Annotated in this window: 27 protein-coding genes; 15 read left to right on the forward strand and 12 right to left on the reverse strand. The window is 69.0% G+C overall.

Features of this window, described 5'->3' with window-relative positions; genetic code table 11:
* The first annotated feature begins 2 nt into the window (after positions 1 to 2).
* Positions 3 to 206 carry a hypothetical protein gene (locus tag ABFX45_RS08755; protein WP_346128873.1) on the forward strand — a complete coding sequence of 68 codons (204 nt, stop codon included), beginning with the start codon at positions 3 to 5 and terminating at the stop codon, positions 204 to 206.
* Here the strand turns inward: ABFX45_RS08755 and pdxR are convergent.
* Complete coding sequence (gene pdxR / locus ABFX45_RS08760) at positions 203 to 1549, reverse strand: MocR-like pyridoxine biosynthesis transcription factor PdxR (protein ID WP_109632251.1); 1347 nt, start codon at positions 1547 to 1549, stop codon at positions 203 to 205. The genes ABFX45_RS08755 and pdxR overlap by 4 nt on opposite strands.
* 47 nt (positions 1550 to 1596) lie before the next feature.
* On the opposite strand from pdxR, the gene ABFX45_RS08765 reads away from it, so the two are divergent.
* The gene (locus ABFX45_RS08765; RefSeq protein ID WP_112228833.1) at positions 1597 to 2475 is read left to right on the forward strand and encodes a DMT family transporter; all 879 of its coding nucleotides are present in this window, start codon (positions 1597 to 1599) and stop codon (positions 2473 to 2475) included.
* Here ABFX45_RS08765 and ABFX45_RS08770 read toward each other — a convergent pair.
* Both ABFX45_RS08770 and ABFX45_RS08775 read right to left on the reverse strand, forming a co-directional pair.
* On the reverse strand, positions 2468 to 3022 hold the full coding sequence (locus ABFX45_RS08770; RefSeq protein ID WP_109632247.1) for a hypothetical protein: 555 nt from the start codon (positions 3020 to 3022) through the stop codon (positions 2468 to 2470). The two genes, ABFX45_RS08765 and ABFX45_RS08770, sit on opposite strands and share 8 nt — an antisense overlap.
* A gap of 52 nt (positions 3023 to 3074) precedes the next feature.
* Entirely contained in the window at positions 3075 to 5051 is a 1977-nt protein-coding gene (locus ABFX45_RS08775) for a thioredoxin domain-containing protein (protein ID WP_346128876.1), read from the reverse strand.
* Between the two features lie 55 nt (positions 5052 to 5106).
* Between ABFX45_RS08775 and ABFX45_RS08780 the strand changes: the two genes are divergently transcribed.
* The 4 genes from ABFX45_RS08780 to ABFX45_RS08795 are packed head-to-tail and all read left to right on the forward strand — an operon-like array spanning position 5107 to position 10272.
* On the forward strand, positions 5107 to 6444 hold the full coding sequence (locus ABFX45_RS08780; RefSeq protein WP_346128878.1) for a 3' terminal RNA ribose 2'-O-methyltransferase Hen1: 1338 nt from the start codon (positions 5107 to 5109) through the stop codon (positions 6442 to 6444).
* Positions 6444 to 8906, forward strand: a complete 2463-nt coding sequence (locus ABFX45_RS08785; RefSeq protein WP_346128880.1) for a polynucleotide kinase-phosphatase — start codon at positions 6444 to 6446, stop codon at positions 8904 to 8906. The genes ABFX45_RS08780 and ABFX45_RS08785 overlap by 1 nt, the downstream gene beginning before the upstream one ends.
* Positions 8903 to 9517, forward strand: coding sequence for a nucleotidyltransferase domain-containing protein (locus ABFX45_RS08790; RefSeq protein ID WP_346128882.1), 615 nt, complete (start codon positions 8903 to 8905; stop codon positions 9515 to 9517). Before ABFX45_RS08785 ends, ABFX45_RS08790 begins: the two co-directional genes overlap by 4 nt.
* Positions 9514 to 10272: a nucleotidyltransferase domain-containing protein gene (locus ABFX45_RS08795; RefSeq protein WP_346128884.1), complete on the forward strand. Its 759-nt coding sequence runs from the start codon at positions 9514 to 9516 to the stop codon at positions 10270 to 10272. Before ABFX45_RS08790 ends, ABFX45_RS08795 begins: the two co-directional genes overlap by 4 nt.
* A 102-nt stretch (positions 10273 to 10374) precedes the next feature.
* Here the strand turns inward: ABFX45_RS08795 and ABFX45_RS08800 are convergent, their stop codons facing one another.
* Both ABFX45_RS08800 and mca read right to left on the reverse strand, forming a co-directional pair.
* A complete protein-coding gene (locus tag ABFX45_RS08800) occupies positions 10375 to 10599 on the reverse strand; it encodes a hypothetical protein (protein ID WP_233439263.1) in 225 nt (74 codons plus the stop codon).
* 35 nt (positions 10600 to 10634) lie between these two features.
* On the reverse strand, positions 10635 to 11504 hold the full coding sequence (gene mca, locus ABFX45_RS08805) for a mycothiol conjugate amidase Mca (protein ID WP_346128886.1): 870 nt from the start codon (positions 11502 to 11504) through the stop codon (positions 10635 to 10637).
* A gap of 24 nt (positions 11505 to 11528) precedes the next feature.
* Here mca and ABFX45_RS08810 point away from each other — a divergent pair, with 24 nt between their 5' ends.
* Both ABFX45_RS08810 and greA read left to right on the forward strand, forming a co-directional pair.
* The gene (locus ABFX45_RS08810; protein WP_346128888.1) at positions 11529 to 12023 is read left to right on the forward strand and encodes a DUF4307 domain-containing protein; all 495 of its coding nucleotides are present in this window, start codon (positions 11529 to 11531) and stop codon (positions 12021 to 12023) included.
* A gap of 184 nt (positions 12024 to 12207) precedes the next feature.
* Positions 12208 to 12705 carry a transcription elongation factor GreA gene (gene greA, locus ABFX45_RS08815; RefSeq protein ID WP_109632231.1) on the forward strand — a complete coding sequence of 166 codons (498 nt, stop codon included), beginning with the start codon at positions 12208 to 12210 and terminating at the stop codon, positions 12703 to 12705.
* Positions 12706 to 12731: 26 nt separating this feature from the next.
* On the opposite strand, the gene ABFX45_RS08820 is transcribed toward greA, so the two are convergent.
* The gene (locus ABFX45_RS08820; protein ID WP_109632229.1) at positions 12732 to 13241 is read right to left on the reverse strand and encodes an Lrp/AsnC family transcriptional regulator; all 510 of its coding nucleotides are present in this window, start codon (positions 13239 to 13241) and stop codon (positions 12732 to 12734) included.
* 74 nt (positions 13242 to 13315) lie between these two features.
* On the opposite strand from ABFX45_RS08820, the gene hppD reads away from it, so the two are divergent.
* Both hppD and ABFX45_RS08830 read left to right on the forward strand, forming a co-directional pair.
* On the forward strand, positions 13316 to 14497 hold the full coding sequence (gene hppD / locus ABFX45_RS08825) for a 4-hydroxyphenylpyruvate dioxygenase (protein ID WP_109632227.1): 1182 nt from the start codon (positions 13316 to 13318) through the stop codon (positions 14495 to 14497).
* 54 nt (positions 14498 to 14551) lie between these two features.
* Entirely contained in the window at positions 14552 to 14797 is a 246-nt protein-coding gene (locus tag ABFX45_RS08830) for a hypothetical protein (RefSeq protein WP_109632225.1), read from the forward strand.
* 52 nt (positions 14798 to 14849) lie between these two features.
* On the opposite strand, the gene ABFX45_RS08835 is transcribed toward ABFX45_RS08830, so the two are convergent.
* The 3 genes from ABFX45_RS08835 to ABFX45_RS08845 form a co-directional block, all read right to left on the reverse strand.
* Positions 14850 to 15995: a cystathionine gamma-synthase gene (locus tag ABFX45_RS08835; protein WP_211337151.1), complete on the reverse strand. Its 1146-nt coding sequence runs from the start codon at positions 15993 to 15995 to the stop codon at positions 14850 to 14852.
* A gap of 120 nt (positions 15996 to 16115) precedes the next feature.
* On the reverse strand, positions 16116 to 17204 hold the full coding sequence (locus ABFX45_RS08840; RefSeq protein ID WP_211337150.1) for an RDD family protein: 1089 nt from the start codon (positions 17202 to 17204) through the stop codon (positions 16116 to 16118).
* 87 nt (positions 17205 to 17291) lie between these two features.
* Positions 17292 to 18662, reverse strand: coding sequence for a cystathionine beta-synthase (locus ABFX45_RS08845; RefSeq protein WP_346128892.1), 1371 nt, complete (start codon positions 18660 to 18662; stop codon positions 17292 to 17294).
* 118 nt (positions 18663 to 18780) lie between these two features.
* On the opposite strand from ABFX45_RS08845, the gene ABFX45_RS08850 reads away from it, so the two are divergent.
* From ABFX45_RS08850 to ABFX45_RS08860, 3 genes are all read left to right on the forward strand, one after another.
* Positions 18781 to 19653 carry an SGNH/GDSL hydrolase family protein gene (locus ABFX45_RS08850; RefSeq protein ID WP_346128894.1) on the forward strand — a complete coding sequence of 291 codons (873 nt, stop codon included), beginning with the start codon at positions 18781 to 18783 and terminating at the stop codon, positions 19651 to 19653.
* A gap of 91 nt (positions 19654 to 19744) precedes the next feature.
* Positions 19745 to 20965 carry an acetyl-CoA C-acetyltransferase gene (locus ABFX45_RS08855; RefSeq protein WP_346128896.1) on the forward strand — a complete coding sequence of 407 codons (1221 nt, stop codon included), beginning with the start codon at positions 19745 to 19747 and terminating at the stop codon, positions 20963 to 20965.
* Between the two features lie 161 nt (positions 20966 to 21126).
* The gene (locus ABFX45_RS08860) at positions 21127 to 21336 is read left to right on the forward strand and encodes a hypothetical protein (RefSeq protein ID WP_109632219.1); all 210 of its coding nucleotides are present in this window, start codon (positions 21127 to 21129) and stop codon (positions 21334 to 21336) included.
* Here the strand turns inward: ABFX45_RS08860 and ABFX45_RS08865 are convergent.
* From ABFX45_RS08865 to ABFX45_RS08875, 3 genes are all read right to left on the reverse strand, one after another.
* Entirely contained in the window at positions 21333 to 21743 is a 411-nt protein-coding gene (locus tag ABFX45_RS08865; RefSeq protein WP_211337149.1) for a GNAT family N-acetyltransferase, read from the reverse strand. The two genes, ABFX45_RS08860 and ABFX45_RS08865, sit on opposite strands and share 4 nt — an antisense overlap.
* 9 nt (positions 21744 to 21752) lie before the next feature.
* Complete coding sequence (locus tag ABFX45_RS08870; RefSeq protein WP_109632217.1) at positions 21753 to 22082, reverse strand: HEAT repeat domain-containing protein; 330 nt, start codon at positions 22080 to 22082, stop codon at positions 21753 to 21755.
* Between the two features lie 64 nt (positions 22083 to 22146).
* Positions 22147 to 22947, reverse strand: a complete 801-nt coding sequence (locus ABFX45_RS08875; RefSeq protein WP_109632215.1) for a Bax inhibitor-1/YccA family protein — start codon at positions 22945 to 22947, stop codon at positions 22147 to 22149.
* Between the two features lie 318 nt (positions 22948 to 23265).
* Between ABFX45_RS08875 and ABFX45_RS08880 the strand changes: the two genes are divergently transcribed.
* Both ABFX45_RS08880 and ABFX45_RS08885 read left to right on the forward strand, forming a co-directional pair.
* On the forward strand, positions 23266 to 24654 hold the full coding sequence (locus tag ABFX45_RS08880; RefSeq protein ID WP_109632213.1) for an MSCRAMM family protein: 1389 nt from the start codon (positions 23266 to 23268) through the stop codon (positions 24652 to 24654).
* Positions 24639 to 25343: a class F sortase gene (locus ABFX45_RS08885; RefSeq protein WP_346128900.1), complete on the forward strand. Its 705-nt coding sequence runs from the start codon at positions 24639 to 24641 to the stop codon at positions 25341 to 25343. Before ABFX45_RS08880 ends, ABFX45_RS08885 begins: the two co-directional genes overlap by 16 nt.
* Positions 25344 to 25354: the final 11 nt, after the last annotated feature.

The raw sequence follows: 25354 nt of genomic DNA on the forward strand, positions 1-25354 counted from the left end.
TCATGCGCGCTACCAAGATCGTCGCCGCCGCCCTGCTCATCGCCGCCGTCGCCTCGTCCGCTCCTGGCATCGGCACCGACCGCGAGCACATCCTGGGCGCCGACATCTCCCCCGCGCGCGAACACATCCTGGGCACCGACCTCAGCCCCGCGCGCGAACACATCCTGGGCACCGACGCCAGCACCATGCGCGAGCACATCCTCTAAGCGGCCGCCGCGATCTCCTTGACCGCCTCCCGCAGGCGGTCGGGAGTGAGCGCCGCATAGCCGAGAACCAGCCCCGGCCACATCGGCGTACGCGTGTACTGCGCCAACGCCCACACGTGCACGCCACGCTCCGCAAGCCTGCTCTTCAACGCGAGGTCGTCCGTCCCGTCCGGCATGCGCAACACGACGTGCAGCCCGGCGGCGACACCGATGGACTGCCACGCGGGCAGGTGCTCCGACACGGCGTCCAGCAGCGCGTCCCGCCTCTTCCGGTAGAGCGCGCGCGTACGACGCAGATGCCGGTCATAGCCGCCCGTCCGCAACATGTGCGCGAACGCGGCCTGCGGGATCGTCGCAGTGCCCATGTCGTTGTACTTCTTGCGGTTCACGATGCCCTCGCGCAGCCGCTCCGGCACCACGAGCCACCCGAGGCGCAGCGCGGGCGCCAGCACCTTGCTGGTCGTCCCCTGGTACACCACGTGTTCCGGCGCCAGTGCCTGCAACGCCCCGAGCGCTGGCCGGTCGTACCGGTGCTCGGCGTCGTAGTCGTCCTCGATGATCAACCCGTCCCGCTCGCGCGCCCACTCCACGAGCGCCCGGCGGCGTTCCGGATGCAGCACCACGCCCAGCGGGAACTGGTGCGCCGCCGTGACGAGCACCGCCTTGCAGTCCGTTTTGGACAGCAGGTCGACCCGGATTCCCTTGTCGTCCACCGGAACCGGCACGGTTTCGAGCCCGTGTGACCGCAACATGTCCTCGCCACCGAAGTGGCTCGGCTCCTCGATGGCGATGCTGCCGTTCAGCAACCGGGCGGTGAGCTGCAACCCGTCCGCGGCGCCGTTGGTGATCACCGCATCCCGCGCGACCACCGCCCGCACCCGCGCCAGGTAGTCGACGATCTCCTTGCGCAGCCCCACAAATCCGGCCGGGTCCGGGTAAGCGAGGTCGTCGTCGGGCAGGTCGGCGAGCGCCGCTCGGTGCGCCGCAACCCATTCCGCACGCGGAAACGCGCCCAACGCCGGCAACCCGGGCCGCAGGTTGAACCGCCACCGCTGCGGTGGCTCCGGCACACCACAGGCCCCGGCGGGCCCGAGGCTCGCGACCGTCGTCCCCGATCCGCGCCGCGACGTGAGGTACCCCTCCGCCACCAGCTGCGTGTACGCCGACGTGACGGTCCCGCGCGCCACCCCGAGCTGCGTCGCCAGGTCCCGGCTCGACGGCAACCGCGTCCCCGGCACCAGCCGCCCGTCCCGGATGGCCCTGCGCAGCTCGACCTCCACGCCACGCCGCCGCTGGTGCCCCGGCAACAGCAGCTCACGAAAAGTGGTCCAGTTTGCAGTCATCAAAGTGGAGCTTAAACCTGGACCAGTCAGCCGCGAGGCTCAACGGCATGAAACTTGCGGTGGCCGCGGGAGCGACAGCGGCAACGATCGTCGGCGCGTCAGTGCCCATCACCGGCATGCTCGAGGGCTACCCGGTCCTGACCGGCCAGGCCATGCGCTACGCACTCGGCGCGGCCGTCCTGCTGCTGGTCGCGCGTCGGCTGCCGATGCCGTCCTGGCGCGACATCCCGCCGCTGCTGGGCATCGTCGCTTCGGGCATGCTCGGCTTCAACGCCCTGCTCATCGCCGCCCAGCAGTACGCGGAACCGGGCTTCGTCGCCGCCGTGATGGGCTCATCCCCGATCGTCCTCGCGCTTCTCGCCCGCAACCGCTCTCTCGCTGCCGTCGTCGGCGCCGTGGTGGTGGCAGCAGGCGTAGTGGTGTTGTCCGGCGGCGGAGCGTGGCACGGCCCGGGCCTCGTGCTGGCGCTGCTCACGATGGTCGGCGAAGTCTGCTTCACGCTGTTCGCCGTCGGTGTGGTCAAGCGCATGGGCGTGCTCGGCGTGGCGACCTGGACCTGTCTGCTGGCGGCGGCGATCGGCGCCGTGCTGGGCACGTTCATCGAGGGATGGCGGATGCCGGACGCCCGCCAGTCCTTCGCGCTGGTAACGCTGGCCGTCGTCGTGACGGCACTCGCGTTCGGGCTCTGGTACTTCGCCGTGAACCGCTTGGGTTCCGATCGCGCAGGAGTGCTCATCGGCCTGATGCCGGTGGCCGGCCTTACGACGTCTGTGTTGCTGGGTGCGCAGGAACTTTCGCTGGTGTCCACTGCCGGGGCTGTCACGGTCGCACTCGGGTGTGTCATCGGCCTTCGCAGGGGCAGCACAAAGGCCGCCGCCGACATCCCGTCGAGCGAGCGGCCCCTGGCAACCGCACCGGCTACGTGAGATCCGGGCCCTGCGAACGAAGATCGTCGACCTTCGACATCGCGTCGCGCAGCTCACCGAGCCACGCGTCGGCGTGCTCGCCCACCAGGCGGACCGCCCACGCCAGAGCGTCCGCACGAGAGCGGGCCACGCCGGCCGCCACGAGCGTGTCGAGCACCTGGCGTTCCGGCTGGCGCAGGCGCGTCATCACCGGGACGGCCAGGTGCGTGAAGAGCTCGCGCGTGTCACCGAGCGAGGCTCCCCAGGCGACCTTGCGGCCGTAGCGGTGTTCGGCCTGGCGCGCGATCTCGATGCGCTCGGACCGCGTCTCCTCCCGCCAGCGGGAGATGCGGCCCGACTCGGCCGCGGCGCGTGAGGCGTCGTCGAACTCACCCTCCAGCGGGGCGAGCGTGCCCACGACGGTGATCTCCTCGCGGTCGACGATCACCTCTGGCGCGCCGACGAACCAGCCGTCGGGGAGCCTGCCCGCGAACCACGCCGCCGCGTCGTCGGCCGGCGGCAGGTCAGCCTGTTGCCAACCGCCTCTTCCTCGCCATCCACGTCCCATTTCGACCACCCCTGATTACATGATTACGTCATTACTGACGTTACGCCTGCAATCAGCGGGTGGTGTTCGCCGACAGCGAAGTGACCAGGGCATCCACGGAAACCACAGGCCTGTCGCACACGTAGCCGCGGCACACGTAGGCGGCCGGGGCCTCGTCGACCAGCGGTCGGTCCTCCAGCAACGGCACCGAGCCCGGTTCACCGGCCACGACGACGCCGCCGCCAGGCACATGAGCGACCGCCGCCGCCCACAGCTGTGCACGACGCGGATCGTCGACGCCGACCACTGCCACCTGCAGCGGACCGGCGACCAACGCCTCCGCGACGCTCAGCCAGTGGCCGGCGAAGCGGGGTGCCCGCGCGGCCAGCAAGCCGGCGCGCGTGACGGCCTCCGACGCCGCCGTCAGGTACCGCGACGAACGGTCGGCACCGGACAGCAGCGACGCCGTCAGCAGGGCCGAGGCCAGCGAAGACGCGCCAGAGGGCGAGGCGTTGTCGGTCGAGTCTGCCGGGCGGCGCACGAGAGACTCGGCGTCGTCAGCGGTGTCGTAGTAGGCGCCAGGAGAGTCCGGCACGGCGAAACGAGAGAGAGCGGTGTCGAGCAGGCCGCACGCCAGGTCGAGCCACCGGATCGAGCCGGTGACCTGGTGCAACGCCAGCAGGCCGTCGGCGAAGCAGCCGTAGTCCTCCAGCACGCCGAACGACGGGCCGGCGACCCCGTCCCGCGAGGTTCGCAGCAGCCTGCCCTCGACGAGGTGCAGCGAGGCCAGCAGCGACGCGGCCTCCGACGCCGCCACGATCCACGACGGCTCGCCGAAGAACGCTCCCGCCTCGGCCAGCGCCGCGATCGCCACGCCGTTCCACGCGGCGATCACCTTGTCGTCACGGCCGGGCTGCGGGCGGGCGGCACGGATCGCCAGCAGCGACGCCCGCACGTCCTCTCCCGGCTCCGAGACGAACCGCAGCGTCGACTTGCCGTCCTCGAAGTTCGGCTCGGCGGTCACACCGAATGCAGCCGCGGCATCCCCGAGTTCCTCGAACGACCACACGTAGGTCAAGCCTTCGACGCCCTCGGTGTCGGCGTCCAGCGAAGCCGCGAAGCCTCCCTCCGCGGTGCGCAGATCCCGCAGCAGGAAGGAAGCCGTGTCCCTGGCGACGCGCGAGTAGCGCTCAGTGCCGGTCAACCGCGCCAGGTGCGTGTAGAACCGAAGCAGCAAAGCGTTGTCGTACAACATCTTCTCGAAGTGCGGCACGGTCCACGACGCGTCGACGCTGTAACGCGCGAACCCTCCGCCCAGCTGGTCGTACATACCGCCGTTCGCCATCGCGTCGGCCGTCTTGGTCGCCATGGAGATCGCCTCGACCGAACCTGTGCGTTCGTAGTGCCGCAGCAGGAACTCGACGACCATCGACGGCGGAAACTTCGGCGCGCCACCGAATCCGCCGTTGCGCCGGTCGAACTCGCCCAGCAACGACACCACGGCGCCCGCCAGCGCGTCCGCATCCACAGCGGACGGTGGCAGCGGCGCCGTGTGGCGTGAGATCTCTTCCACGACAACGGAAGCCGATTCCAGGATCTCGGCGGGACGTTCGGTCCACGCAGCCGAGACGGCCTCGATCAGCTGGGTGAAGGACGGCATGCCGGGGCGCGGCGTCGGGGGGTAGTAGGTGCCCGCGTGGAACGGCCGCGCGTCGGGCGTCAGGAACACGGTCATCGGCCAGCCGCCGTGCCCGGTCATGGCCTGCGTGACCTCCATGTACACGGCGTCGACGTCCGGACGTTCCTCGCGATCCACCTTGACCGGGACGAAGTGCTCGTTGAGGAACGCGGCGACAGAAGCGTCTTCGAACGACTCGTGCGCCATGACGTGGCACCAGTGGCAGGCCGCGTAGCCGACGGACAGCAGCACCGGGACGTTGCGCCGTCGTGCCTCCTCGAACGCCTCCGGGCACCACGGCCACCAGTCGACCGGGTTCTGAGCGTGCTGCAGCAGGTAGGGGCTGGTCGCGTCAGCGAGCCGGTTCTTCATGGATTCCACACTAAATCAGCAGCGCGGAGACCGACTCTCGATCAGACTCGAGCTCGTGCTGCTCACCATGACCACGACCCACCAGCCGGCGACCGACCTCGGTCACCTGCTGCACAAGCACCCCGACCGGGCTCAGTCCTTCTCGACGAGCTCGGGAACCGCGCACGTCTTCTACCCGAAGGCGACGAACGAGGAGTGCACGGTCGCCCTCCTGCTCGAGGTCGACCCCATCGCGCTGGTGCGAGGTCCCGGCAGCACGCTCACCCAATACGTCAACGACCGTCCCTACGCGGCGGGGTCGTTGCTCACGGTCGCGCTCGGCAGCGTGTTCCGCACCGCGATGAACGGCCGCAGCGAGAGCTACCCAGAACTCGCAAAGACACCGATTCCGCTGGTCATCCGCATTCCCGCGCTGCCGCACCGGCTCGCGGAGCGGCTGTTCAAGCCGCTCGGCTGGGCCGTCGAGACGAAGGGGCACGGCGACTCGCGCTACGGCGACGTGAAGCTGACCGGCACCGTCAAGCTCAGCGACGCTTTGAAGCACCTCTACGTGCTGCTGCCCGTGCTCGACGGCGGCAAGCACTACTGGGTCGCGGCCGACGAGGTCGACAAGCTGCTCAAGGCCGGCGACGGCTGGCTGGCGAGCCACCCCGACAAGGAGCTGATCACCACCAGGTACCTGGCCCGCAAGCGACCGCTGGTGCTGTCCGCACTGGAACGCCTCGCCGAGGTCGACGAGGTCGAGCCGGAGGAGCTGGACAACGCGCTCGCCGAGCCGAAGATCTCCCTTGCCGCACAGCGCAAGGAGGCCGTGATCAAGGCGCTGAAGGAGGCACGGGCCAAGCGCGTGCTCGATCTCGGCTGCGGGGGCGGCGCGCTGTTGCGTGAACTCGTGAAGGAGCCGGAGTTCGCCGAGATCCACGGTGTCGACGTGTCCGCGAAGGCGTTGCAGGAGGCCGCGCGCAAGCTGCGGCTCGACCGCATGCCCGACCGGGCGCGCGAGCGGATCACGTTGCGGCAGTCGGCTTTGACGTACGCCGACGCGGAACTGGCCGGCTACGACGCGGCTGTGCTGATGGAGGTCGTCGAGCACGTCGACCCGTCGCGCCTGCCGGCGCTGGAGCACTCGGTGTTCGTGGTCGCGCGTCCGGCGACCGTGCTTGTGACGACGCCGAACGTCGAGTACAACGCGCTCTTCGAAACGTTGCCGGAAGGGCAGATGCGCCACTCCGACCACCGTTTCGAGTGGACCAGGGCGGAGTTCGCGGCGTGGGCGGACGGCGTTGCGTCACGACGCGGCTACCGCGTGCGCTATGTGGGGATCGGGCCGGAAGACGCCGAACGCGGCGCGCCGACCCAGATGGCGGTGTTCAGCTCGGGGGACGAGAACTGATGGAACTGAAGATCCCGGACCTGTGCCTGGTGGTGCTGATCGGCGCCTCCGGTTCCGGCAAGTCCACGTTCGCGCGCAAGCACTTCCTCCGCACGCAGGTGCTCTCGAGCGACTACTTCCGCGGGCTGGTGTCCGACGACGAGAACGACCAGTCGGCGTCCGCGGCGGCGTTCGACGTCCTGCATCACGTCGCGGCGAAGCGGCTGGAGGCGGGAAAGGTCACCGTCATCGACGCCACCAACGTGCAGGCACCCGACCGCGCCAAGCTGATCGAGGTGGCGAAGAAGGCCAACGTGCTGCCGGTCGCGATCGTGCTCGACACACCGACCGACGTGTGTCTCAAGCGCAACGCCCAGCGTCCGGACCGCGACTTCGGCGCGCACGTCGTCAAGCGGCACCGGGCGGCGTTGCACCGGTCGTTGAAGTACCTCGGCAAGGAGGGGTTCAAGCGTGTCCACGTCCTGCGCTCGGAGTCCGATGTGGACAGCGCGGTGATCGTTTACGAGAAACTGCTCAACGACCTGCGGCACGAGACCGGGCCGTTCGACGTGATCGGTGACGTGCACGGCTGCCGCGCCGAGCTGGAAGAGCTGCTGACGGAGCTCGGGTACACGCTCGTTCGTGACGACGAGGGCCGCGCGATCGACGCGGTTCCGCCCGGGAACCGCAAGGCGGTGTTCGTCGGTGACCTCGTGGACCGCGGGCCGGACACGCCGGGCGTGCTGCGCCTGGTCATGGGCATGGTCGCCGCCGGGCACGCCTTGAGCGTGCGCGGAAACCACGAGGAGAAGCTCGTGCGGGCGTTGCGCGGCCACAAGGTCACGGTGCGGCACGGGCTGGAGAAGTCCCTGGAGCAGCTCGCCCACGAGCCGGAGGAGTTCCGCCGTGCCGTGACGAAGTTCTGCGACGGACTGGTCGCGCACTACGTCCTCGACGGAGGAAACCTCGTCGTGGCGCACGCCGGCCTGCCTGAGCGCTACCACGGTCGCGCGTCGGCCAAGGTGCGCAGCTTCGCGTTGTACGGCGACACGACCGGTGAGGTCGACGAGTACGGGCTTCCGGTGCGCCTCCCGTGGGCGAACGACTACCGCGGTTCCGCGATGGTGCTGTACGGGCACGTGCTGGTGCCCGAGGCCGAGTGGATCAACAACACGATGTGCCTCGAAACCGGTGTGGTGTTCGGCGGCAAGCTGACCGCGCTGCGCTACCCGGAGAAGGAGCTCGTCTCCGTCAAGGCGCATCAGGCCTGGTACGAGTCGGACCGCCCGCTGGTGGCACCGGCTCCGGCGGAACGGGCGCCGGACGTGCTCGCGTTGACCGATGTCACGGGCCTTCGCCGGATCGAGACGTCGGTGATGGGCGCCGTGACGATCCGCGCGGAGCAGTCCGCTTCGGCACTGGAGCTGATGAGCCGGTTCGCGATCGACCCGCACGACCTGCTGTACCTGCCGCCGACGATGGCTCCCACCGCCACCTCGCTGCGGGACGACGTGCTGGAGCACCCGTCCGAGGCGTTCGCGGAGTACCTCGCGGCCGGTGTGCGCGAGGTGATCTGCGAGGAGAAGCACATGGGCTCCCGCGCGGTGTTGCTGGTGCGGAAGGTTGGCGGCGCGATCTACACGCGCACCGGACGCGCGTTCTTCGACGGCACGCTGGGCGACGAGCTCCTGGACCGCGTGCGGGAGAGCGCGAAGCCGTTGTTCGACGAGTTCGCCACCGACTGGCTGCTGATCGACGCCGAGCTGATGCCGTGGAACGCCAAGGCTTCCGGGCTGATCCGCGAGCAGTACGCGGCGGTCGGGGCGGCCGCCGGCGGAGCTCTACCGGTGGCGGTCGAGGCCTTGCAGACGACGGCTGACCGTGGCGTGGACGTCGCGGAGCTCTTGGCACGGACGGAAAGCCGGGCGGCGAACGCTTCGGCCTACCGGGCGGCGTACGAGCGGTACTGCTGGCCCACTGAAGGGCTGGAGGGCGTGCGAATCGCACCGTTCCAGCTGCTGGCGACCGAGGGACGCACGTTCCACGACCGTTCGCACCTGTGGCACCTCGAGACGCTGAGCCGACTGGAAGGATCGTTGTTCCAGCAGACCCGTCACCTCGTGGTCGACACCGCGGATCCCGCGGCCGGCGTGCGGTGGTGGGAGGAGCTCACGGCGGAAGGCGGCGAGGGCATGGTCGTCAAGCCGCTGGCGAACCTGACCGGTCGCGTGCAGCCGGGCGTGAAGGTGCGTGGGCGGGAGTACCTGCGGATCATCTACGGCCCGGACTACACGGAGCCCGCGAACCTCGCACGGCTGCGCAAGCGCGCTCTCGGCCGCAAACGCGGTCTTGCGCTGCGCGAGTACGCCCTGGGCATCGAGGCGTTGGAACGCGTCGCGCGCGGCGAGCCGTTGTGGCGCGTGCACGAGTGCGTTTTCGGTGTGCTGGCGCTCGAATCGGAACCGGTGGACCCACGACTGTGATTCTCGAAGCGATCATCGGTTCGCACGCCTACGGGCTGGCGACCGCAGAGTCTGATGTGGACAGACGCGGGGTGTTCGTCGCGCCCACGGAAGCGTTCTGGCGCCTGGACAAGCCGCCGACCTCGGTCGAGGGGCCCTCGCCGGAACAGCTCAGCTGGGAGGTCGAGCACTTCTGCAGGCTGGCGCTGAAGTCGAACCCGACGGTGCTCGAAACGCTGGTGAGCCCGCTCGTGGAGGTCACGACGCCGCTGGGGGAGGAACTGCGGGCGCTGCTGCCCGCGTTCCTGTCCCGGTACGCGGTGCGGGCGTACACGCGCGCGACGGAGATGCAGCTGTCGCGCGCGGGCCGCAACCTCAAGCCGAAGCAGCTCATGCACGTGGTGCGGTTGCGGCTGGTTGGCCTGCACCTGATGCGGACCGGATCGTTGGACATCACCGCGGACCGGTCGTTGCTCGCGATCCGCGACGGCTCGATGCCTTGGGACGACGCGGTGGCGTGGGCGCACCGGCTCGGTGAGGAACTCGCGAACGCGGATGGGCCGCTGCCCGAGGAGCCGGATCGGGCACGCGTGGAGGACTGGCTGGTTTCGGTGCGCAGGAGGGCGTTGTGAGCTACGAGGTTCCTGACCTGAGCGCGGTCGTGGCGGAGCAGTCGCACGACCTGCTCTTCGCGACCGTGTCCGGTGCGCACCTGTACGGCTTCCCGTCCCGCGACTCGGACGTGGACCTGCGCGGCGTGCACGTCCTGCCGCTCACCGAGGTCGTCGGGCTGCGGCGCGGCCCGGAGACCAAGGAGCGGATGTGGGTGCGGGACGGTGTCGAGATCGACCTCGTCACGCACGACGTGGAGAAGTTCTGCCGCCTGCTCACCCGCCCCAACGGCTACGTGCTGGAGCAGCTCCTCTCGCCGCTCGTCGTGCACACCACGGACGGGCACCGGAAGCTGACCGATCTCGCCGCGGGATGCCTCACGTCACGTCACGGCCACCACTACCGCGGGTTCGCGGTGACCCAGTGGCGGCTGTTCGAGCGGACCGGCGAGATCAAGCCGCTGCTCTACACGTTCCGCGCGCTGCTGACCGGCGTGCACCTGCTGCGCACCGGAGAGGTCGTAGCGCACCTGCCGACGTTGCTGGACAAGCTCGACGGGCCGGACTACCTGGCGGCGCTCATCGAGGCCAAGGTCCTCGGCGAGCACCGGTCACTGGCCGGTGTACCCGAGCGGCCCGCTCCCGAACGACTGGAGGCCGACGTCGCGCACTGGCACGAAGAGCTGCAGAACGCGCGGACGGCCAGCGACCTGCCCGAGCATCCGCCGGCGTTCGAAGCGGTGCACGAGTTCGTGGTCGCGACGCGGGTGAGCTAGTGGCGTGACCCGGAACGTCGGCTGGGTGATTCACGCTCAGCAGGGCACCTCGCGGCACCCGTCTGACCGCGAATTCGCCCGGCAACGTTCCGGGCCACGCCGCTAGTCCTTCTTCTCCGGCTCGGCCGCGGGCTTGGCCTCAGCAGGCTCGTCGAACGACGCCGGCACGCGCTTGAGGTGCTTGTTCATCGACTTGACGAGGAAGAACACCGCGATGAAGAAGAGGATCAGCAGGACGAGGCCGACCGGGGAGGACTTGCCGAAGTCCTCACCCTGGCCGCCCTTGTCGTTGTTCGTGTTCGACGGCTGCACGGCAACGAAGGCCACCGTGTTGCCGAGGTCGAAGTCTGGGGAGAGCACCCCTAGACCTTAACTCCGGCGAACAGGTCGTTCTCGGGCAGCGTCGAGTCGACCTGGGAGCGCACGAGCTCGTACTCCTCGGTCGGCCAGATGTCCCGCTGCAGGTCCATCGGGATGGCGAACCAGCGGCTGGTCGGGTCGATCTGGGTGGCGTGGGCCTTCAGGGCGTCGTCGCGGACGTCGAAGTAGTCCGCGCACTCGACCCTGGTGGTCACGCGGTCCATCACGTCGGGGCGGTTGGCGTCCCAGTTCGCCAGCCACTCGGTGTAGGGCGACTCGAGGCCGCGCGCCTCCATGGCCTCGTGGAACGCCAGCAGCTTGGCGCGCGAGAAGCCGTGCGAGTAGTAGACCTTCTGGGTCTCCCAGGCCTCGCCCAGCGAAGGCTCGAACCCGGGGTCGGCCGCGGCGTCCAGTGCGGCCATCGAGATCTCGTGCGTGCGGATGTGGTCCGGGTGCGGGTAGCCGCCGTTCTCGTCGTACGTCACGACGACGTGGGGGCGGAACTCGCGGATCACCTCCACCAGCGGTGGCACCGACTCCTCGAGCGGTACCAGGGCGAAGCAGCCCTCCGGCAGCGGTGGCTTCGGGTCGCCCTCAGGCAGGCCGGAGTCCTTGAAGCCGAGCCAGCGGTGCTGGATGCCGAGGATCTTGGCTGCGCGGGCCATCTCCTCGCGGCGGATTTCGATCATGTTCTCGAGCACGTCCGGCCTGTCCATCGCCGGGTTGAGGATGCTGCCCGCGCCTCCGTCGGTACAGGTCACGACCATCACGTCGTGACCTTCCGCGACGTAGCGGGCCATCGTGGCCGCGCCCTTGCTCGACTCGTCGTCGGGATGTGCGTGCACTGCCATAAGGCGCAGCTTGTCGGCCATGACCCCCGTGGTCCTCCTGTGTGAATGGTCCTGCGACACTCAACAACTGAACGTCGGTCGTCATTGTTCCCCAGCGGGTCAGGAGGGCGTGGGAAAGTGTCGCAACGCGCGCTCCCCGAGGGGCGGTACGGCAACAGAACGCGCAAGCCGCTCAACAAGTGGGCTCGGTGGGGGTTACTCGCCGTAGCCGTGGCGGTAGGTGCGGTGGTCGCCTTCGTCGGTTACCGAAATCTCGGTACAAAGCCGATCGAGGCGAAGCAGACGGCGTTCATCCTCCTCGGCGACGACAGCGTGAAGGTCAGTTTCGAGGTTTCCCGAGATCAACCAGAGCGACCAGCCGTCTGCATCATTCGGGCCCGTTCCAAGGACGGCGACGAAGCAGGTAGACGCGAAGTTCTGGTTCCTCCGGGAAATGCCGTCGTCGTTGAGACAACAGTTCTCCGCACCTCGAAGCCGCCGGTCACCGGCGAGGTGTACGGGTGCTCTTACCAGGTTCCCCCCTACTTGTCCACGAGCTAGCGGCCAAGCGGGTGATCTGCGGTTTAAACGGCGAGATGGGGAACAAATCGCCGTCGCTGAACGTTGTCTACGTGTTACTATTGAGGCTCAAGCACGGCCCCGGCGCGGGCCGTGTTTTTCCGTTCCGGGCCCACGGCCCGGGAACTATCTGGCACACACACGTGCGCCGGAGCAAGACGAGGAGTTGGTGACCGTGAGCGACACCCAGGTGACCTGGCTGACCCAGGAGGCCTACGACCGGCTCAAGGCGGAGCTGGACGAACTTATCGCGTACCGCCCGGTCATGGCTGCCGAGATCAACGCCCGCCGCGAGGAGGGTGACCTTCGCGAGAACGGCGGCTACCACGCCGCCCGCGAGGAGCAGGGCAAGCAGGAGGCGCGCATCCGCCAGCTGCACGAGCTGCTCCAGGCCGCGAAGGTTGGCGAAGCCCCCACCACCAAGGGCGTCGCGGCTCCGGGAACGGTACTGACGATCCGTTACGAAGGCGACGACGAGACCGAGACCTTCCTGCTCGCGACCCGCGAAGAGGGCGCGCACGGCGAGATGGAGGTCTACTCCCCGTCCTCGCCGCTCGGCAAGGCCCTGAACGGCGCGAAGGACGGCGAGACCGTGGAGTACGAGCTGCCCAACGGCAAGCTCCAGAAGGTCACGCTGATCACGGCGTTGCCTTACGCGGGGTAATCACTCAAACGTCGTGCAAGGGGCGGTCACCTCGGTGGCCGCCCCTTCACGCGTTCCAGGAGCGGTCGCACGCGTGGAGGCACGGGCGTCGACAGGGCGATCGAGGTCGACAGCCTGCGCACGTGCGGCACGTCGACGACGTGGTCGACCACGCGCTGCAGGTCCGCGTTGGACCGCGCGACCATGCGCACGAAGAGATCGCCCTGGCCGGTCGTCGCGTGCACCTCGCACACCTCGGGGATCGCGGCCAGGCCCTCGCACACCTCCGCGCGCCGGCCCTGCGCGATTTCCACCACCGCGAACGCCGTCAGCCCGTAGCCCATCGCGCCCAGGTCGAGCGCCGGCGGGAACCCGGTGAGCACGCCGCGTTCGACCAGCCGGTCCAGCCTGGCCTGCACCGTTCCCCTCGCGACACCCAGCCGTCGGGAGCATTCGAGGACTCCCAGCCGAGGCTCGTCCGTCAGCAGCAACAGCAGCCGTGCGTCCAGTTCGTCCACGGGCTGGTCAGAGTGCTCACTCTGTTGATCCGAAGGCATAGAACACTGTACAAAATGCACAGTGAAATCGCTGACTGTTGCTCACCCTGTTGGGTCGACTCATGCTGTGAGGCATGACGCAGCAGCTTGACGACGTGAGCTACGACCAGCTCCGGCAGCTCGTGGGGTTGGTCGACTACGACGCGACCAAGGACCCCTTCCCCGTGCGCGCCATGGACGCCGTGGTGTTCGTCGCGGGCAACGCAACGCAGACCGCCTGGCTCTACCAGGTGGCGTTCGGCATGGAGCTCGTCGCCTACGCGGGCCCCGAGACCGGCCAGCGCTCCCACAAGTCGTTCGTGCTGAAGTCGGGCTCGGCCCGCTTCGTCATCCACGGCGGCGTGCAGCCCACCTCCCCGCTCCTCGACCACCACCGCAAGCACGGTGACGGCGTCATCGACCTGGCGCTGGAGGTCGGCGACGTCGACCAGTGCATCGCGCACGCCCGCAAGCAGGGCGCGACCGTGCTGGAGGAGCCGCACGACGTGTCCGACGAGCACGGCACCGTCCGTCTCGCCGCGATCGCCACGTACGGCGAGACCCGCCACACGCTGGTGGACCGCTCCAAGTACAACGGCCCCTACCTGCCCGGTTACGTGGCGCGGAAGTCGACCGTCAAGCGCCCGGAGGGTGCGCCGAAGCGCCTCTTCCAGGCCGTCGACCACTGCGTCGGCAACGTCGAGCTCGGCAAGATGGACTACTGGGTCGAGTGGTACAACCGCGTCATGGGCTTCGTGAACATGGCGGAGTTCATCGGCGACGACATCGCCACCGACTACTCGGCGCTGATGTCCAAGGTCGTCTCCAACGGCAACCACCGGGTCAAGTTCCCGCTGAACGAGCCGGCGATCGCGAAGAAGAAGTCGCAGATCGACGAGTACCTGGAGTTCTACGAGGGTGCCGGCGTCCAGCACATCGCGCTGGCGACCAACGACATCATCCGCACGGTCACGGCCATGCGCGACGCGGGCGTGGAGTTCCTGGAGACGCCGGACAGCTACTACGACGACCCGGAGCTGCGTGCCCGGATCGGCGAGGTCCGCGTGCCCATCGAGGTGCTCAAGGAACACCGCATCCTGGTCGACCGCGACGAGGACGGCTACCTGCTGCAGATCTTCACCAAGCCGATCGGTGACCGTCCGACCGTCTTCTACGAGCTGATCGAACGGCACGGATCGCTGGGCTTCGGCAAGGGCAACTTCAAGGCCCTTTTCGAGGCGATCGAGCGCGAGCAGGAGCGACGCGGCAACCTCTGATGGCGTTCCCCCGGTAAGGTGCTTTACGGGGGATACACATCGTGGGGAGGTGGCATGGCATTCGCACGACGCGTGGCCGCGGTGATTCCGCTGGTCGGAGCCGTGACCACGGCTGCGGCACTGACCGGAGCTGCGTTCTTGACCGTGGCGCACGCCGGGTGTGACGAGGCCGGCCGCTTCGTCCGAACAGGCGAGTCGATGGAGTTCGTCGGCGGCTGTGTGAACGGCGCCGACCTTCCGGCGGCGCCGACAGCCGAGGCCGAGAACGTCGACAGGTTCGGCGGCTCCAAGAAACCGTGAGACGCAGAACGGCCCCCTCCAGCCGGAGGGGGCCGTTCGCGTTGCCGGAAACTCAGCCGAGGGCTTCGAGCAGGTCGGCCACGAGGTCGTCACCGGACTCGATGCCCACCGAGACGCGCACCAGGTCCGCCGGCACCTCCAGCATCGACCCGGCGGTGGACGCGTGGGTCATCTTGCCGGGGTGCTCGATCAGCGACTCGACGCCGCCCAGCGACTCGGCCAGCGTGAACAGCTTGGTCCGCGCGCACACCTCGAGCGCCGCCTCTTCGCCGCCGTCGACGATGAACGACACCATGCCGCCGAACCGGCGCATCTGCTTGGCCGCCACCTCGTGGTTCGGGTGCGACTCCAGGCCGGGGTACAGCACCTTCTTCACCTTCGGGTGCCGCACCAGGGCCTCGGCGACGAGCTCGGCGTTGTCCGAGTGCTTCTCCATGCGCAGCTCGAGGGTCTTGAGGCCGCGCAACGTCAGGAACGCGTCGAACGGGCCGGGAACCGCGCCCGCACCGTTCTGCAGGAAGCCGAACGCCGCGTCGATCTCCTCGTCCGAGGTGATCAGCGCGCCGCCCACGACGTCGGAGTGGCCGCCGACGTACTTGGTGGTCGAGTGCAGGACCACGTCGGCGCCGAGCTCCAGCGGCGTCTGCAGGGCCGGCGAGGCGAAGGTGTTGTCCACGACGAACTTGGCGCCCGCGGCGTGCGCCACCTCGGCGATGGCCGCGATGTCGCCGATGTTCAGCAGCGGGTTGGTCGGGGTCTCGATCCACACCAGCTTGGTCTCGGGACGGATGGCGGCGCGGATCGCGTCGATGTCCGTGACCGGTGCCGGCGAGTGGGTGACGCCCCACTGCGAGAAGACCTTGTCGATCAGCCGGAACGTGCCGCCGTACGCGTCGTTCGGGATGACGATGTGGTCGCCGGGCTTGAGGAACGTGCGCAGCGCCGCGTCGGTCGCGCCCATGCCGGAGGCGAACGCACGGCCGTAGCGGCCGCGTTCCAGCGAGGCGAGGGCCGTCTCCAGCGCACGGCGGGTCGGGTTGCCGGTGCGCGAGTACTCGAAGCCCTGACGCAGCCCGCCCACGCCGTCCTGGGCGTAGGTCGACGTCGCGTAGATGGGCACGTTCACCGCACCCGTGGTCGGGTCCGGGTCCTGGCCGGCGTGGATCGCCCTGGTCGCGAAGCCGTAAGGGGTGCTCATCTCCCAAGGGTACTCACCCATCTGGCGGTCGACGGCACGAGTCCACGCAGTGAACTCCCCCGGAAACGAGCCGGCCCCCGGCCACTGGGAAGTGACCGGGGGCTGGGTGCGTGCTGGGGATTACCAGCCCTGCTGCTGCCCGTAACCCTGCTGCGGCGGCTGGCCGTAGCCACCCTGCTGCTGCTGCGGGTAACCGCCGGTGCCCGGCTGCTGCGGGTAGCCACCGGTACCGGGCTGCTGCGGGTAACCACCGCTGCCGCCGTAGGGCGAAGCGGTCTCCGGGGCGTTGACCACGATGGTCTTCATGATCTTGTCGGCCCAGGTCTGCTTCTTCGGCTCCCACAGCGGGGCGAAGAAGCCCGCGTAGCACGGCAGGGCGTCGACGATGTGGCACAGCTGGCGCACGAAGACCGTGCCGGCGCCGATCGGCTGCTGGGTCTCCTCGCCGACCAGCTTGATCTTCGCGATCTTCTTGCCGATCGTCTGGCCCGTCTGACCCTGCTTGATGATCACGTTCCAGATGACGAAGCCGGCGTAGCCCAGCCACAGGACGAGCCCGATCAGGCCGAACACGACAGCGGCGTCAGGAGCGTTGGCCGCGACCAGGCCGAGGATGAAGACGATCGCGTAGACCACGACGAGCGGCGCGGCGACGTCGATCAGGTAGGCGACGAAGCGCGAGCCCCACTCGGCGTAGCCGGTCGGCGGCGGCGGCGCCATGGGCATGCCGTAGCCGGGCTGGCCGTACGCGCCCGCGGCCGGCTGGCCGTACGGGTTCGACTGCGGAGCACCGTACGGCTGCTGCGGCTGACCGTAGGCCTGCTGCTGCGGCTGGCCGTACGGGTTGGACTGCGGAGCGCCGCCGTAAGGCTGCTGCTGCGGCTGACCGTAGGCCTGCTGCTGCGGGGCGCCGTACGGGGGCGGCTGCTGGGCGGGGAACCCGCCGGAGCCGAGTCCCTGCGCCGGGAAGCCACCCGAACCGGGAGCTGCCGGCGGCACCTGCCCGGGGCTGACGACCTGGGTGGCGTCCGCGTTCTGCTGCGGTGCGGCAGGTACCTGACCAGGCGAGACGACCTGCGTCGCGTCCGGGTTCGGGTTGGCCGCGGAGGGCTGCCCACCTCCCGGGACGATCTGCGTCGCGTCCGCGTTGGGCTGCTCCTGCTGCGGCTGACCGCCGAACTGGTTTCCTGGCGGCTGCGGAGCGTTCATCCGGTTTCCAACCCCCTTGGCTGGGCCGTGTGTGAGTAAGACTGGTGATCTGGGGCGTCACGCTATCGGACGCACCCGCTTCTACGCTCAGCGACCAGCCAAGAACCCCAGAATGTCCTGCCGCGTGACGACTCCGGCGGGCTTCCCGTCCTCCAGGACGAGCGCGCCGTCGGCACTCGACAGCGCGTTCATGGCGACACCGACCGGCTCGCCGGCGCCGAGCGTGGGCAGCGGCGCGCCCATGTGCTTGTCGAGGCGGTCCGACAGCTGCGCCTTGCCGGTGAACAGCGCGTCGAGCAGGTCGCGCTCGTTGACCGCACCCGCGACCTCGGCGGCCATGACGGGCGGCTCGGCGTTGACGACGGGCATCTGGGAGACGCCGAACTCGCGCAGGATCGCGACCGCGTCACCGACGGTCTCGTTCGGGTGCGCGTGGACGAGGTCGGGGAGCTTGCCGCCCTTGCGGCGCAGCACGTCGCCGACGGTCGCACCGGTCGAGTCCGGCGGGAGGAAGCCGTAGGAGGCCATCCAGCGGTCGTTGAACACCTTGGAGAGGTAGCCCCGGCCACCGTCGGGCAGCAGCACGACGACGACGGCGTCTTCCGGCAGGTCCTTCGCGACGCGCAGCGCGGCCGCGGCCGCCATGCCGCACGAACCGCCGACCAGCAGGCCTTCCTCACGGGCGAGGCGGCGCGTGACGTCGAACGAGTCCGCGTCGGAGACCTCGACGATCTCGTCGCAGATGGTCTTGTCGTAGGTCTCCGGCCAGAAGTCCTCGCCGACGCCCTCGACCAGGTACGGCCGGCCGGTGCCGCCCGAGTAGACGGAGCCCTCCGGGTCCGCGCCGATGATCTGCACGGCGCCGTTCGAGGCCTCCTTGAGGAAGCGGCCGGTGCCGGAGATGGTGCCGCCGGTGCCGACGCCCGCGACGAAGTGCGTGATCTTGCCCTCGGTCTGGCGCCAGATCTCGGGCCCGGTCTGGTGGTAGTGGCTCGCCGGGTTCTCCGGGTTCGCGTACTGGTTCGGCTTCCACGCGCCGGGGATCTCTCGGACGAGCCGGTCCGAGACGTTGTAGTAGGAGTCCGGGTGCTCCGGCGCGACGGCGGTCGGGCACACCACGACCTCGGCGCCGTAGGCCTTCAGGACGTTGCGCTTGTCCTCGCTGACCTTGTCCGGGCAGACGAAGACGCACTGGTAGCCCTTGCGCTGGGCGACCAGCGCGAGCCCGACTCCGGTGTTGCCGGAGGTCGGCTCGACGATCGTGCCGCCGGGCTGCAGCTCACCGGACTTCTCGGCCGCCTCCACCATGCGCAGCGCGATGCGGTCCTTCACGCTCCCGCCGGGGTTCAGGTACTCGACCTTGGCCAGCACCGTGGCTTTGATCCCCGAGGTCAGGGAGTTGAGCTTCACCAGCGGCGTGTTGCCCACCAGGTCGACGACGTGCTCGGCGTACTCCACCGGTATCTACTCCCCACTCCCACTCTCCGAGATAGCAAAACGAAGCCTAGCTCTAGTGGCTGCGGAGGTTGATTCGAACGGCGGTGCCGACGATTTCCCCGGAAAGGGGGTGTTGCGGATGATCGGACTGAGGACGCTGCGAGCGGTGGCCATGACCGCCGCGACGCTCGGAGGGCTCTCCGGTGCGCTGGTCGGGTTGCTGAGCGAGCAGGGCAGACGCGCCCGGATCGCCATCGGCGTGCTGGAGCACCTGTGGCCCGCGCCGGACGGTGTCTACTCCGACGACGGCGGCGACCCGCTGCGGTTCGCCGTGCTCGGCGACTCGATGGCGGTGGGTGTCGGTGTGACGCATCCCTCGCAGATGCCGGGCGTGCTGCTGGCCCAGGCGCTGGCCGAGGAGGCGGGACGGCCGGTGCGGCTCTCGACCTACGCCGTCAGCGGCTCGACGACGCGGGACCTGGTGTCGCAGGTCGACGCGGCCGTCCGGGACGCACCGCACGTCGCGCTGATCATCATCGGTGCGAACGACGTCACCTCCCGGCTGGGCGTCGGCGAGTCGGCGCGGCTGCTGGGCGAGCAGGTCCGCAAGCTGCGCGCCGCCGGCTGCGGTGTCGTCGTCGGCACCTGCCCCGATCTCGGGATCGTGCGGCCGATTCCGCAGCCGTTGCGCTACGTCGGGCACAGGTACAGCCTGCGGCTGGCCGAGGCGCAGACCGCGGAGGTGTCGCGGGCGGGTGGAGTGCCGGTGTCGCTAGCGAACCTGCTGGCGCCCGAGTTCATGGCGCGGCACGTCGACATGTTCAGCTCCGACCGCTTTCACCCCAGCGCCGTCGGTTACGAGGCCGCGGCCGGCGTGCTGCTGGCGCCGTTGTGCCAGGTGGTGGGGTTGTGGCCGGGTTGGGGCACGCCCGCGTTGCCGAGGCGGTCGGCGGCGGCTCTCGCGCTGCGGCCGTCCCGCGTGCCGGGGTGGCTGCAAAGGCGGCACGCCTGAGTTTCGAAATTCGCGTCACGTGCGCTGGCCGGGGTGAGCGGGCGTTAACTACGCTCGACCGCGACCTTGACTCTCAACGAGGAGTTTCGTGATGCCTGAGGCCGTGATCGTCTCCGCCGCCCGCTCCCCCATCGGCCGCGCGGGCAAGGGTTCGCTGAAGGACGTGCGGCCGGACGACCTGGCCGCACAGATGGTGCGAGCAGCGCTCGACAAGGTCCCGCAGCTCGACCCCGCGCAGATCGACGACCTGATGCTCGGCTGCGGCCTGCCCGGCGGCGAGCAGGGCTTCAACATGGCGCGCGTGGTGGCCGTCCTGCTCGGGCAGGACTCGCTGCCCGGCACGACCGTCACGCGGTACTGCGCCTCGTCGTTGCAGACCACGCGCATGGCCCTGCACGCCATCAAGGCGGGCGAGGGCGACGTGTTCATCTCGGCCGGCGTCGAGACGGTGTCGCGGTTCGCGAAGGGCAGCTCCGACTCGTGGCCGGACACCCACAACCCGCTGTTCGCCGACGCCGAGGCCCGGACCGTTTCGGTGGCCCAGTCCGGTGCGGACGAGTGGGTGGACCCGCGTTCGCTGGGCGTCGTCCCGGACATCTACATCCCGATGGGCCAGACCGCCGAGAACCTGGCGCTGCTGAAGGGCGTCTCGCGGCAGGAGATGGACGAGTTCGGCGTCCGCTCGCAGAACCTCGCCGAGAAGGCGATCGCGGACGGCTTCTGGGCCCGCGAGATCACTCCGGTGACGCTGCCCGACGGCACCGTGGTCTCCGCGGACGACGGCCCGCGCGCGGGCGTGACGTATGAGGCGGTTTCTTCTCTGAAGCCGGTCTTCCGCCCCGACGGCCGGATCAACGCCGGCAACTGCTGCCCGTTGAACGACGGCGCCGCGGCTCTCGTGATCATGTCCGACACGAAGGCGCGAGAGCTCGGCATCACCCCGCTCGCCAGGATCGTGTCGACGGGCGTCTCCGGCCTGTCGCCGGAGATCATGGGTCTCGGCCCGGTCGAGGCCTCGAAGCGCGCGCTGGCACTGGCCGGATTGTCGATCTCCGACATCGACCTCGTGGAGATCAACGAGGCGTTCGCGGCCCAGGTGATTCCTTCGTACCAGGACCTCGGAATCGATTTGGACCGGCTGAACGTGAACGGTGGCGCCATCGCCGTCGGTCACCCGTTCGGCATGACCGGTGCGCGCATCACCTCGACCCTGATCAATTCCCTGCAGTTCCACGACAAGCAGTTCGGTCTCGAGACCATGTGCGTCGGCGGTGGTCAGGGCATGGCGATGGTCATCGAGCGCCTGAGCTGAGATCCCCAAGATCTGCAAATTGACGCTTGCAAGTAGCTCCGCTTCACCCGAACGGAGCTACTTGCCTGCCACCTTTCTGCCGATGACGTAATTCGTCGCGTAACGGCGTCATCAGGCGAGGGGGAGTCCGTCCCTACCGCGATGAGCAAGGAGGGTCGGACATGCCGTACGTGTGGTGGCAAAGCGAATACGACCTGCAATGCCATGCCTTCTCCCTCGACCAAGCCAACGGTTCCCGCAGCTTTTACGAGGCCGTCTGCGAACACTCGGTACCCGATGAGCGGGTGTCGCGTGCCCAGGCAGGCGCCCTCTGCACGACCTGCCTGATCAAGGTGGGCACGCAACTGCCCGATGTCCGCTGGCGGGCCTAGACCCGCCTCATGCCGACCGACGCCGGTGCGCTCTCGGTGAAGCCGTGCCGTTCGTAGAGACGACGGCCGGGCGGGTCGGCGAGCAGGTTGACGTACGCGTTCGGCGCGTGTTCGCCGATGCGGTCCAGCAGCGCTGTCATGATCGCGTCGCCGATGCCCTTGCGCTGATGGTGCGGCAACACCGCCATGTCGATGATGTGGAAGTACCAGCCGCCGTCGCTGAGCACGCGGCCCATGCCCACGGTCTCGCCTGACTCCACGTGGACGACGTGTGCGCTGGCCCAGGCGCCGTTGATGCCGTTCTCGGCTTCTTCGACGGTGCGCGCGCTGAGGCCTGATTCCTTGCGCAGGCGCAGGTAGTCGTCGACCGCGGGCGGTTTCATCTCCAGCCGGTACGCGTGATCCACGGATCTCCCCTAGGTGTGCTTGTTCGACCTGTGGCGGTAGAGCGCCGTCCGAGCTTCCTTGGTGTCGAGCTTCTCGAGGCCCCAGATCGCCCAGTCCCCGAAGCGCTCGTCGTCGAGGTGAGCGACGAAGAGCGGCAACGCCCTGGGATCCCCGGCTTCGCCGATCAGCTCCAGCAACCAGGCGCGCAGGCCCTGGTCGTCCTCCTCGCGGTGGAACTCCTCGATGAGCTCGTCGAGGTGCTCCGCCGCGTGGGGCTTCAGCATGGCGAAGCCGGTTTCGCAGTCCTGGCCGTTGCGGCGGCGCATCAGCCGCATCGCCTCTCCGAACCTCTTGCTCACTCCACCCCCAAACGCCGGAGGGCGCCCCGCCGAAGCGAAGCGCCCTCCGGAAACCCCCGGGACGTCAGTCCGAGTTGAAGTACGACAGCAGGCGCAGGATCTCGGTGTACAGCCACACCAGGGTGACCGTGAGACCGAACGCGATCTGCCACGCGAACTTGGCCGGCACACCGGCCCGGATCGCCTGGTCGGCGGCGTCGAAGTCGATCAGGAAGCTGAACGCCGCGAGACCGATGCAGACGAGGCTGAAGATGATCGCGAGCGCGCCGCCGTTGCGGAGGCCGAGGCCGCCGTCGGTGAAGAAGCTCATGATCAGGTTGAAGAGCATGAGGACGGCGACGCCGATGATCGCGCCGGTGATCCACTTGGTGAACTTCGGCGTGACTCGGATCGCGCCCGTCTTGTAGACGATCAGCATGCCGGCGAACACGCCGATCGTGCCGATGATCGCCTGGCCGATCACGACGACACCCTGACCCGGACCGGTCCAGCGGTCGATCATGGCGCCGATGATGCCGCTGAAGGCACCGAGGAAGATGCCCTCGACGGCCGCGTAGGCGATGACGAGCGGCGGGCTCGGCATGCGCTTGAACATGATGATCAGCGCGAGCACGAGGCCGATGATCGCGGCCGGGAACAGAAGGTTCCACCACTGCATCACGTACGTGACGACGGCGGTCGCGGCCACCACGGCGAGCGTGATGCCGGTCTTCGTGACGACGTCGTCGATCGTCATGGGCCGCTCGCTGGTCAGCGGCGGCGGAGCCTGCTGGTAGCCGGCCTCTGGCTGGCCGAAGCCTGCATAGCCTCCGTACCCGCCGCCGGTCGGCAGGTTACGGAAAGCCGGGTTGCTGCTGGAGCGCACCTGGTCCTCCTGGGGCGTTGCTTTACGCCGTCACGGGTACAACGAGCACGCTAGGTGCCAGGTTCCCCGTCGGTAAAGGCGACTTTACCCCTGACGACGATCACACGTGCGCAAATACTGCGCTAACTCCGGAGCGTAGTGAGACTACGGCGTGTCGCGGCGTGTCACTCCTGAAGCGAGTAACGCGCGTCACATTTCAATCACATTCACACGGACGGTGACGACACACTTCCCCCTCGTGGCGGCTTGTACCCGGTGTGGGGTACCGCCAGGCTCGCACGCGGAGTTACCACAGGTCAGAGGGGACCAAGATCCAAAATGGGCTGGAAACGTCTTGCCGCCGTGGCGGTGGTCTCGGGTCTCGCACTCCTGACCGCACCCACGACGGCGACAGCAGTCGGCGTCAAGGGCATCGGCCACAACGCGTCAGGGCTCCAGCCCAACGCCACACCGGGCAGCGAGTGGCACGGGTCCTACGTCTGGCAGAACAAGCACGTGTGGTGCGTGCAGTACGCACTGCCCGCGCCGGACAGCAACGTCGGCTACAAGGAAGGCGACGAGCTGCTGACGAAGGCGGGCAAGAAGCTCCCGTCCGACATCGCGGCGAACATCTCCTACCTCCTGCTGCGCTACTCCACGACGAAGTCCGCGGAAGAGGCGGCCGCGCTCGCGCACCTCCTCCACACCTGGACCTCTCCTGTCGACGGCAACGTGAACCTCGGCGCGACCGACCCCAAGTACCTCGCCTACGACAGCGCGTTCTACGCCTCGAAGCTGCCGCCCGCCGTCATGGACACCGTCGCGCGCCTGAAAGCCGACGCCGAGGCCAACCGCGGCCCGTGGACGCTCAGCGCCACCGCCCCCAAGGAACCGCTGATCATCGGCACCGAGTCGAGCTGGACCGTGTCGCTGGTCAAGGCGAACGGCCAGGGCGTGCCCAGCGCGCCGATCGACTTCACGCTGACCGACGCGACGCTCGTCGACGGCAGTGTCGGCGGCAAGGCCACCACGGGCGCCGACGGCAGCCCGGCCACGATCAAGATCCTCCCCACGGGCCCGAAGCCCTCGATCGCGGCCAACGCGGACTCCCCCGCCGACAAGCCGGTCGTGCACCAGCCGATCTCGACGGACAACATGCAGCGCATGGTCACCACGGGCGGCGAGAAGAAGCTGAGCGCGAACGCCACCGGACAGGCCAAGACCGCGCCCGGCAAGGTGAAGATCACGAAGATCGACTCGGAGACCAAGAAGGCCATCGCGGGCGTCGCCCTGCGCGTCACGTCCAAGGACCAGACGAAGCCCGCGCTCAAGCAGGACGACACCGAGCTGGTCGGCACCGACGGCAAGCCGCTGGTGCTGCAGACCGGTGCCGACGGCACGGTCGAGGTCCCGGACCTGCGCACCCCGCAGGAGATCTGCCTCGTCGAGGTGGCGGCACCGAAGGGGTACGAGGAGTTCTTCGACCCGAAGGCACCACCGGCCTCGTGCGGCACGCTCGCGGCAGGACAGACGCTCGCGCTCGAACTGGTGAACAAGCCCAACAAGCCCGTCGTGCCCAGCACGATCCCGGCCGGTCAGGACGGCAAGACGCCCGTCGCGACCGCGTCGTTCGAAACGCAGCTGCGTCCGGGTGTGATGCTCGCGGTGGGTGGCCTCGTGCTGCTCGGTGCGGCGCTGGCAGGCTTCCTGGTGTGGCGCAGGCAGTGAGTCCCAAGGCGTTTCTGACCGGCGCGCTGGTGGCGGGTGTTGCCGCCACCAGCGTGCTGGTCACCGCGTCCGGGACCGAGGTGCTCAAGGGGCACGCGGTCGCGGACGAGATCCCCGTGGTCGGGCCGGGGCCGGTCGCTGACAGCCTCAGCACCGGCCGCGGGGCCGACCTCACCGGGCTGGTCGGTGGCGCGAACACGGCAAACGCCAAGCCCGCGGAGCCCACGCAACCACAACCGGCGCCGCCCAAGGCCGGTCCCGGCTCGGTCCGGCTGCCTTCGGGAGGCACGGCCACGCTGGTCCGCCGCGAGGTGAAGGACGGCGTGCTGCCCGTTCCCGACGGCATCGCCGAGGCCACCTGGTGGGGCGCCGAGCTCGCGGAGCAGGAAGGCGCGACGGTCCTCGCCGGGCACGTCGACTGGAAGGGCGCCAGGGGTCCCTTCGCCGAGCTGTGGCAGGCCCAGAACGGCCGTGAGGTCGTGATCGCGGACAGTGCCGGCAAGGAGTTCAAGTTCCGCATCAACCAGATCGAGACGGTGCGCAAGGAAGAACTGCCTGCCCGCGCCGTCGAGTTCTTCGGCCCGCGCGGGCCGCACCGGTTGGTGCTGGTCACCTGCGGCGGCACGTGGATCGGAGGCCAGCAGGGTTACGAGGCCAACCGCGTGGTGATCGCCGAACCCGTTGCGTAATGAAGCAACCC

Source organism: Lentzea roselyniae (assembly GCF_039537795.1).
In the GTDB taxonomy this organism is placed as follows: Bacteria; Actinomycetota; Actinomycetes; order Mycobacteriales; family Pseudonocardiaceae; genus Lentzea; species Lentzea atacamensis.

Bases quoted from the DNA above. Each gene is read 5' to 3' on its own strand.
- ABFX45_RS08755 (WP_346128873.1), top strand. From the start codon at position 3: ATGCGCGCTACCAAGATCGTCGCCGCCGCCCTGCTCATCGCCGCCGTC.
- pdxR (WP_109632251.1), bottom strand. From the start codon at position 1,549: ATGACTGCAAACTGGACCACTTTTCGTGAGCTGCTGTTGCCGGGGCAC.
- ABFX45_RS08765 (WP_112228833.1), top strand. From the start codon at position 1,597: ATGAAACTTGCGGTGGCCGCGGGAGCGACAGCGGCAACGATCGTCGGC.
- ABFX45_RS08770 (WP_109632247.1), bottom strand. From the start codon at position 3,022: ATGGGACGTGGATGGCGAGGAAGAGGCGGTTGGCAACAGGCTGACCTG.
- ABFX45_RS08775 (WP_346128876.1), bottom strand. From the start codon at position 5,051: ATGAAGAACCGGCTCGCTGACGCGACCAGCCCCTACCTGCTGCAGCAC.
- ABFX45_RS08785 (WP_346128880.1), top strand. From the start codon at position 6,444: ATGGAACTGAAGATCCCGGACCTGTGCCTGGTGGTGCTGATCGGCGCC.
- mca (WP_346128886.1), bottom strand. From the start codon at position 11,504: ATGGCCGACAAGCTGCGCCTTATGGCAGTGCACGCACATCCCGACGAC.
- ABFX45_RS08810 (WP_346128888.1), top strand. From the start codon at position 11,529: ATGGTCCTGCGACACTCAACAACTGAACGTCGGTCGTCATTGTTCCCC.
- ABFX45_RS08820 (WP_109632229.1), bottom strand. From the start codon at position 13,241: ATGCCTTCGGATCAACAGAGTGAGCACTCTGACCAGCCCGTGGACGAA.
- hppD (WP_109632227.1), top strand. From the start codon at position 13,316: ATGACGCAGCAGCTTGACGACGTGAGCTACGACCAGCTCCGGCAGCTC.
- ABFX45_RS08830 (WP_109632225.1), top strand. From the start codon at position 14,552: ATGGCATTCGCACGACGCGTGGCCGCGGTGATTCCGCTGGTCGGAGCC.
- ABFX45_RS08835 (WP_211337151.1), bottom strand. From the start codon at position 15,995: ATGAGCACCCCTTACGGCTTCGCGACCAGGGCGATCCACGCCGGCCAG.
- ABFX45_RS08840 (WP_211337150.1), bottom strand. From the start codon at position 17,204: ATGAACGCTCCGCAGCCGCCAGGAAACCAGTTCGGCGGTCAGCCGCAG.
- ABFX45_RS08850 (WP_346128894.1), top strand. From the start codon at position 18,781: ATGATCGGACTGAGGACGCTGCGAGCGGTGGCCATGACCGCCGCGACG.
- ABFX45_RS08855 (WP_346128896.1), top strand. From the start codon at position 19,745: ATGCCTGAGGCCGTGATCGTCTCCGCCGCCCGCTCCCCCATCGGCCGC.
- ABFX45_RS08860 (WP_109632219.1), top strand. From the start codon at position 21,127: ATGCCGTACGTGTGGTGGCAAAGCGAATACGACCTGCAATGCCATGCC.
- ABFX45_RS08880 (WP_109632213.1), top strand. From the start codon at position 23,266: ATGGGCTGGAAACGTCTTGCCGCCGTGGCGGTGGTCTCGGGTCTCGCA.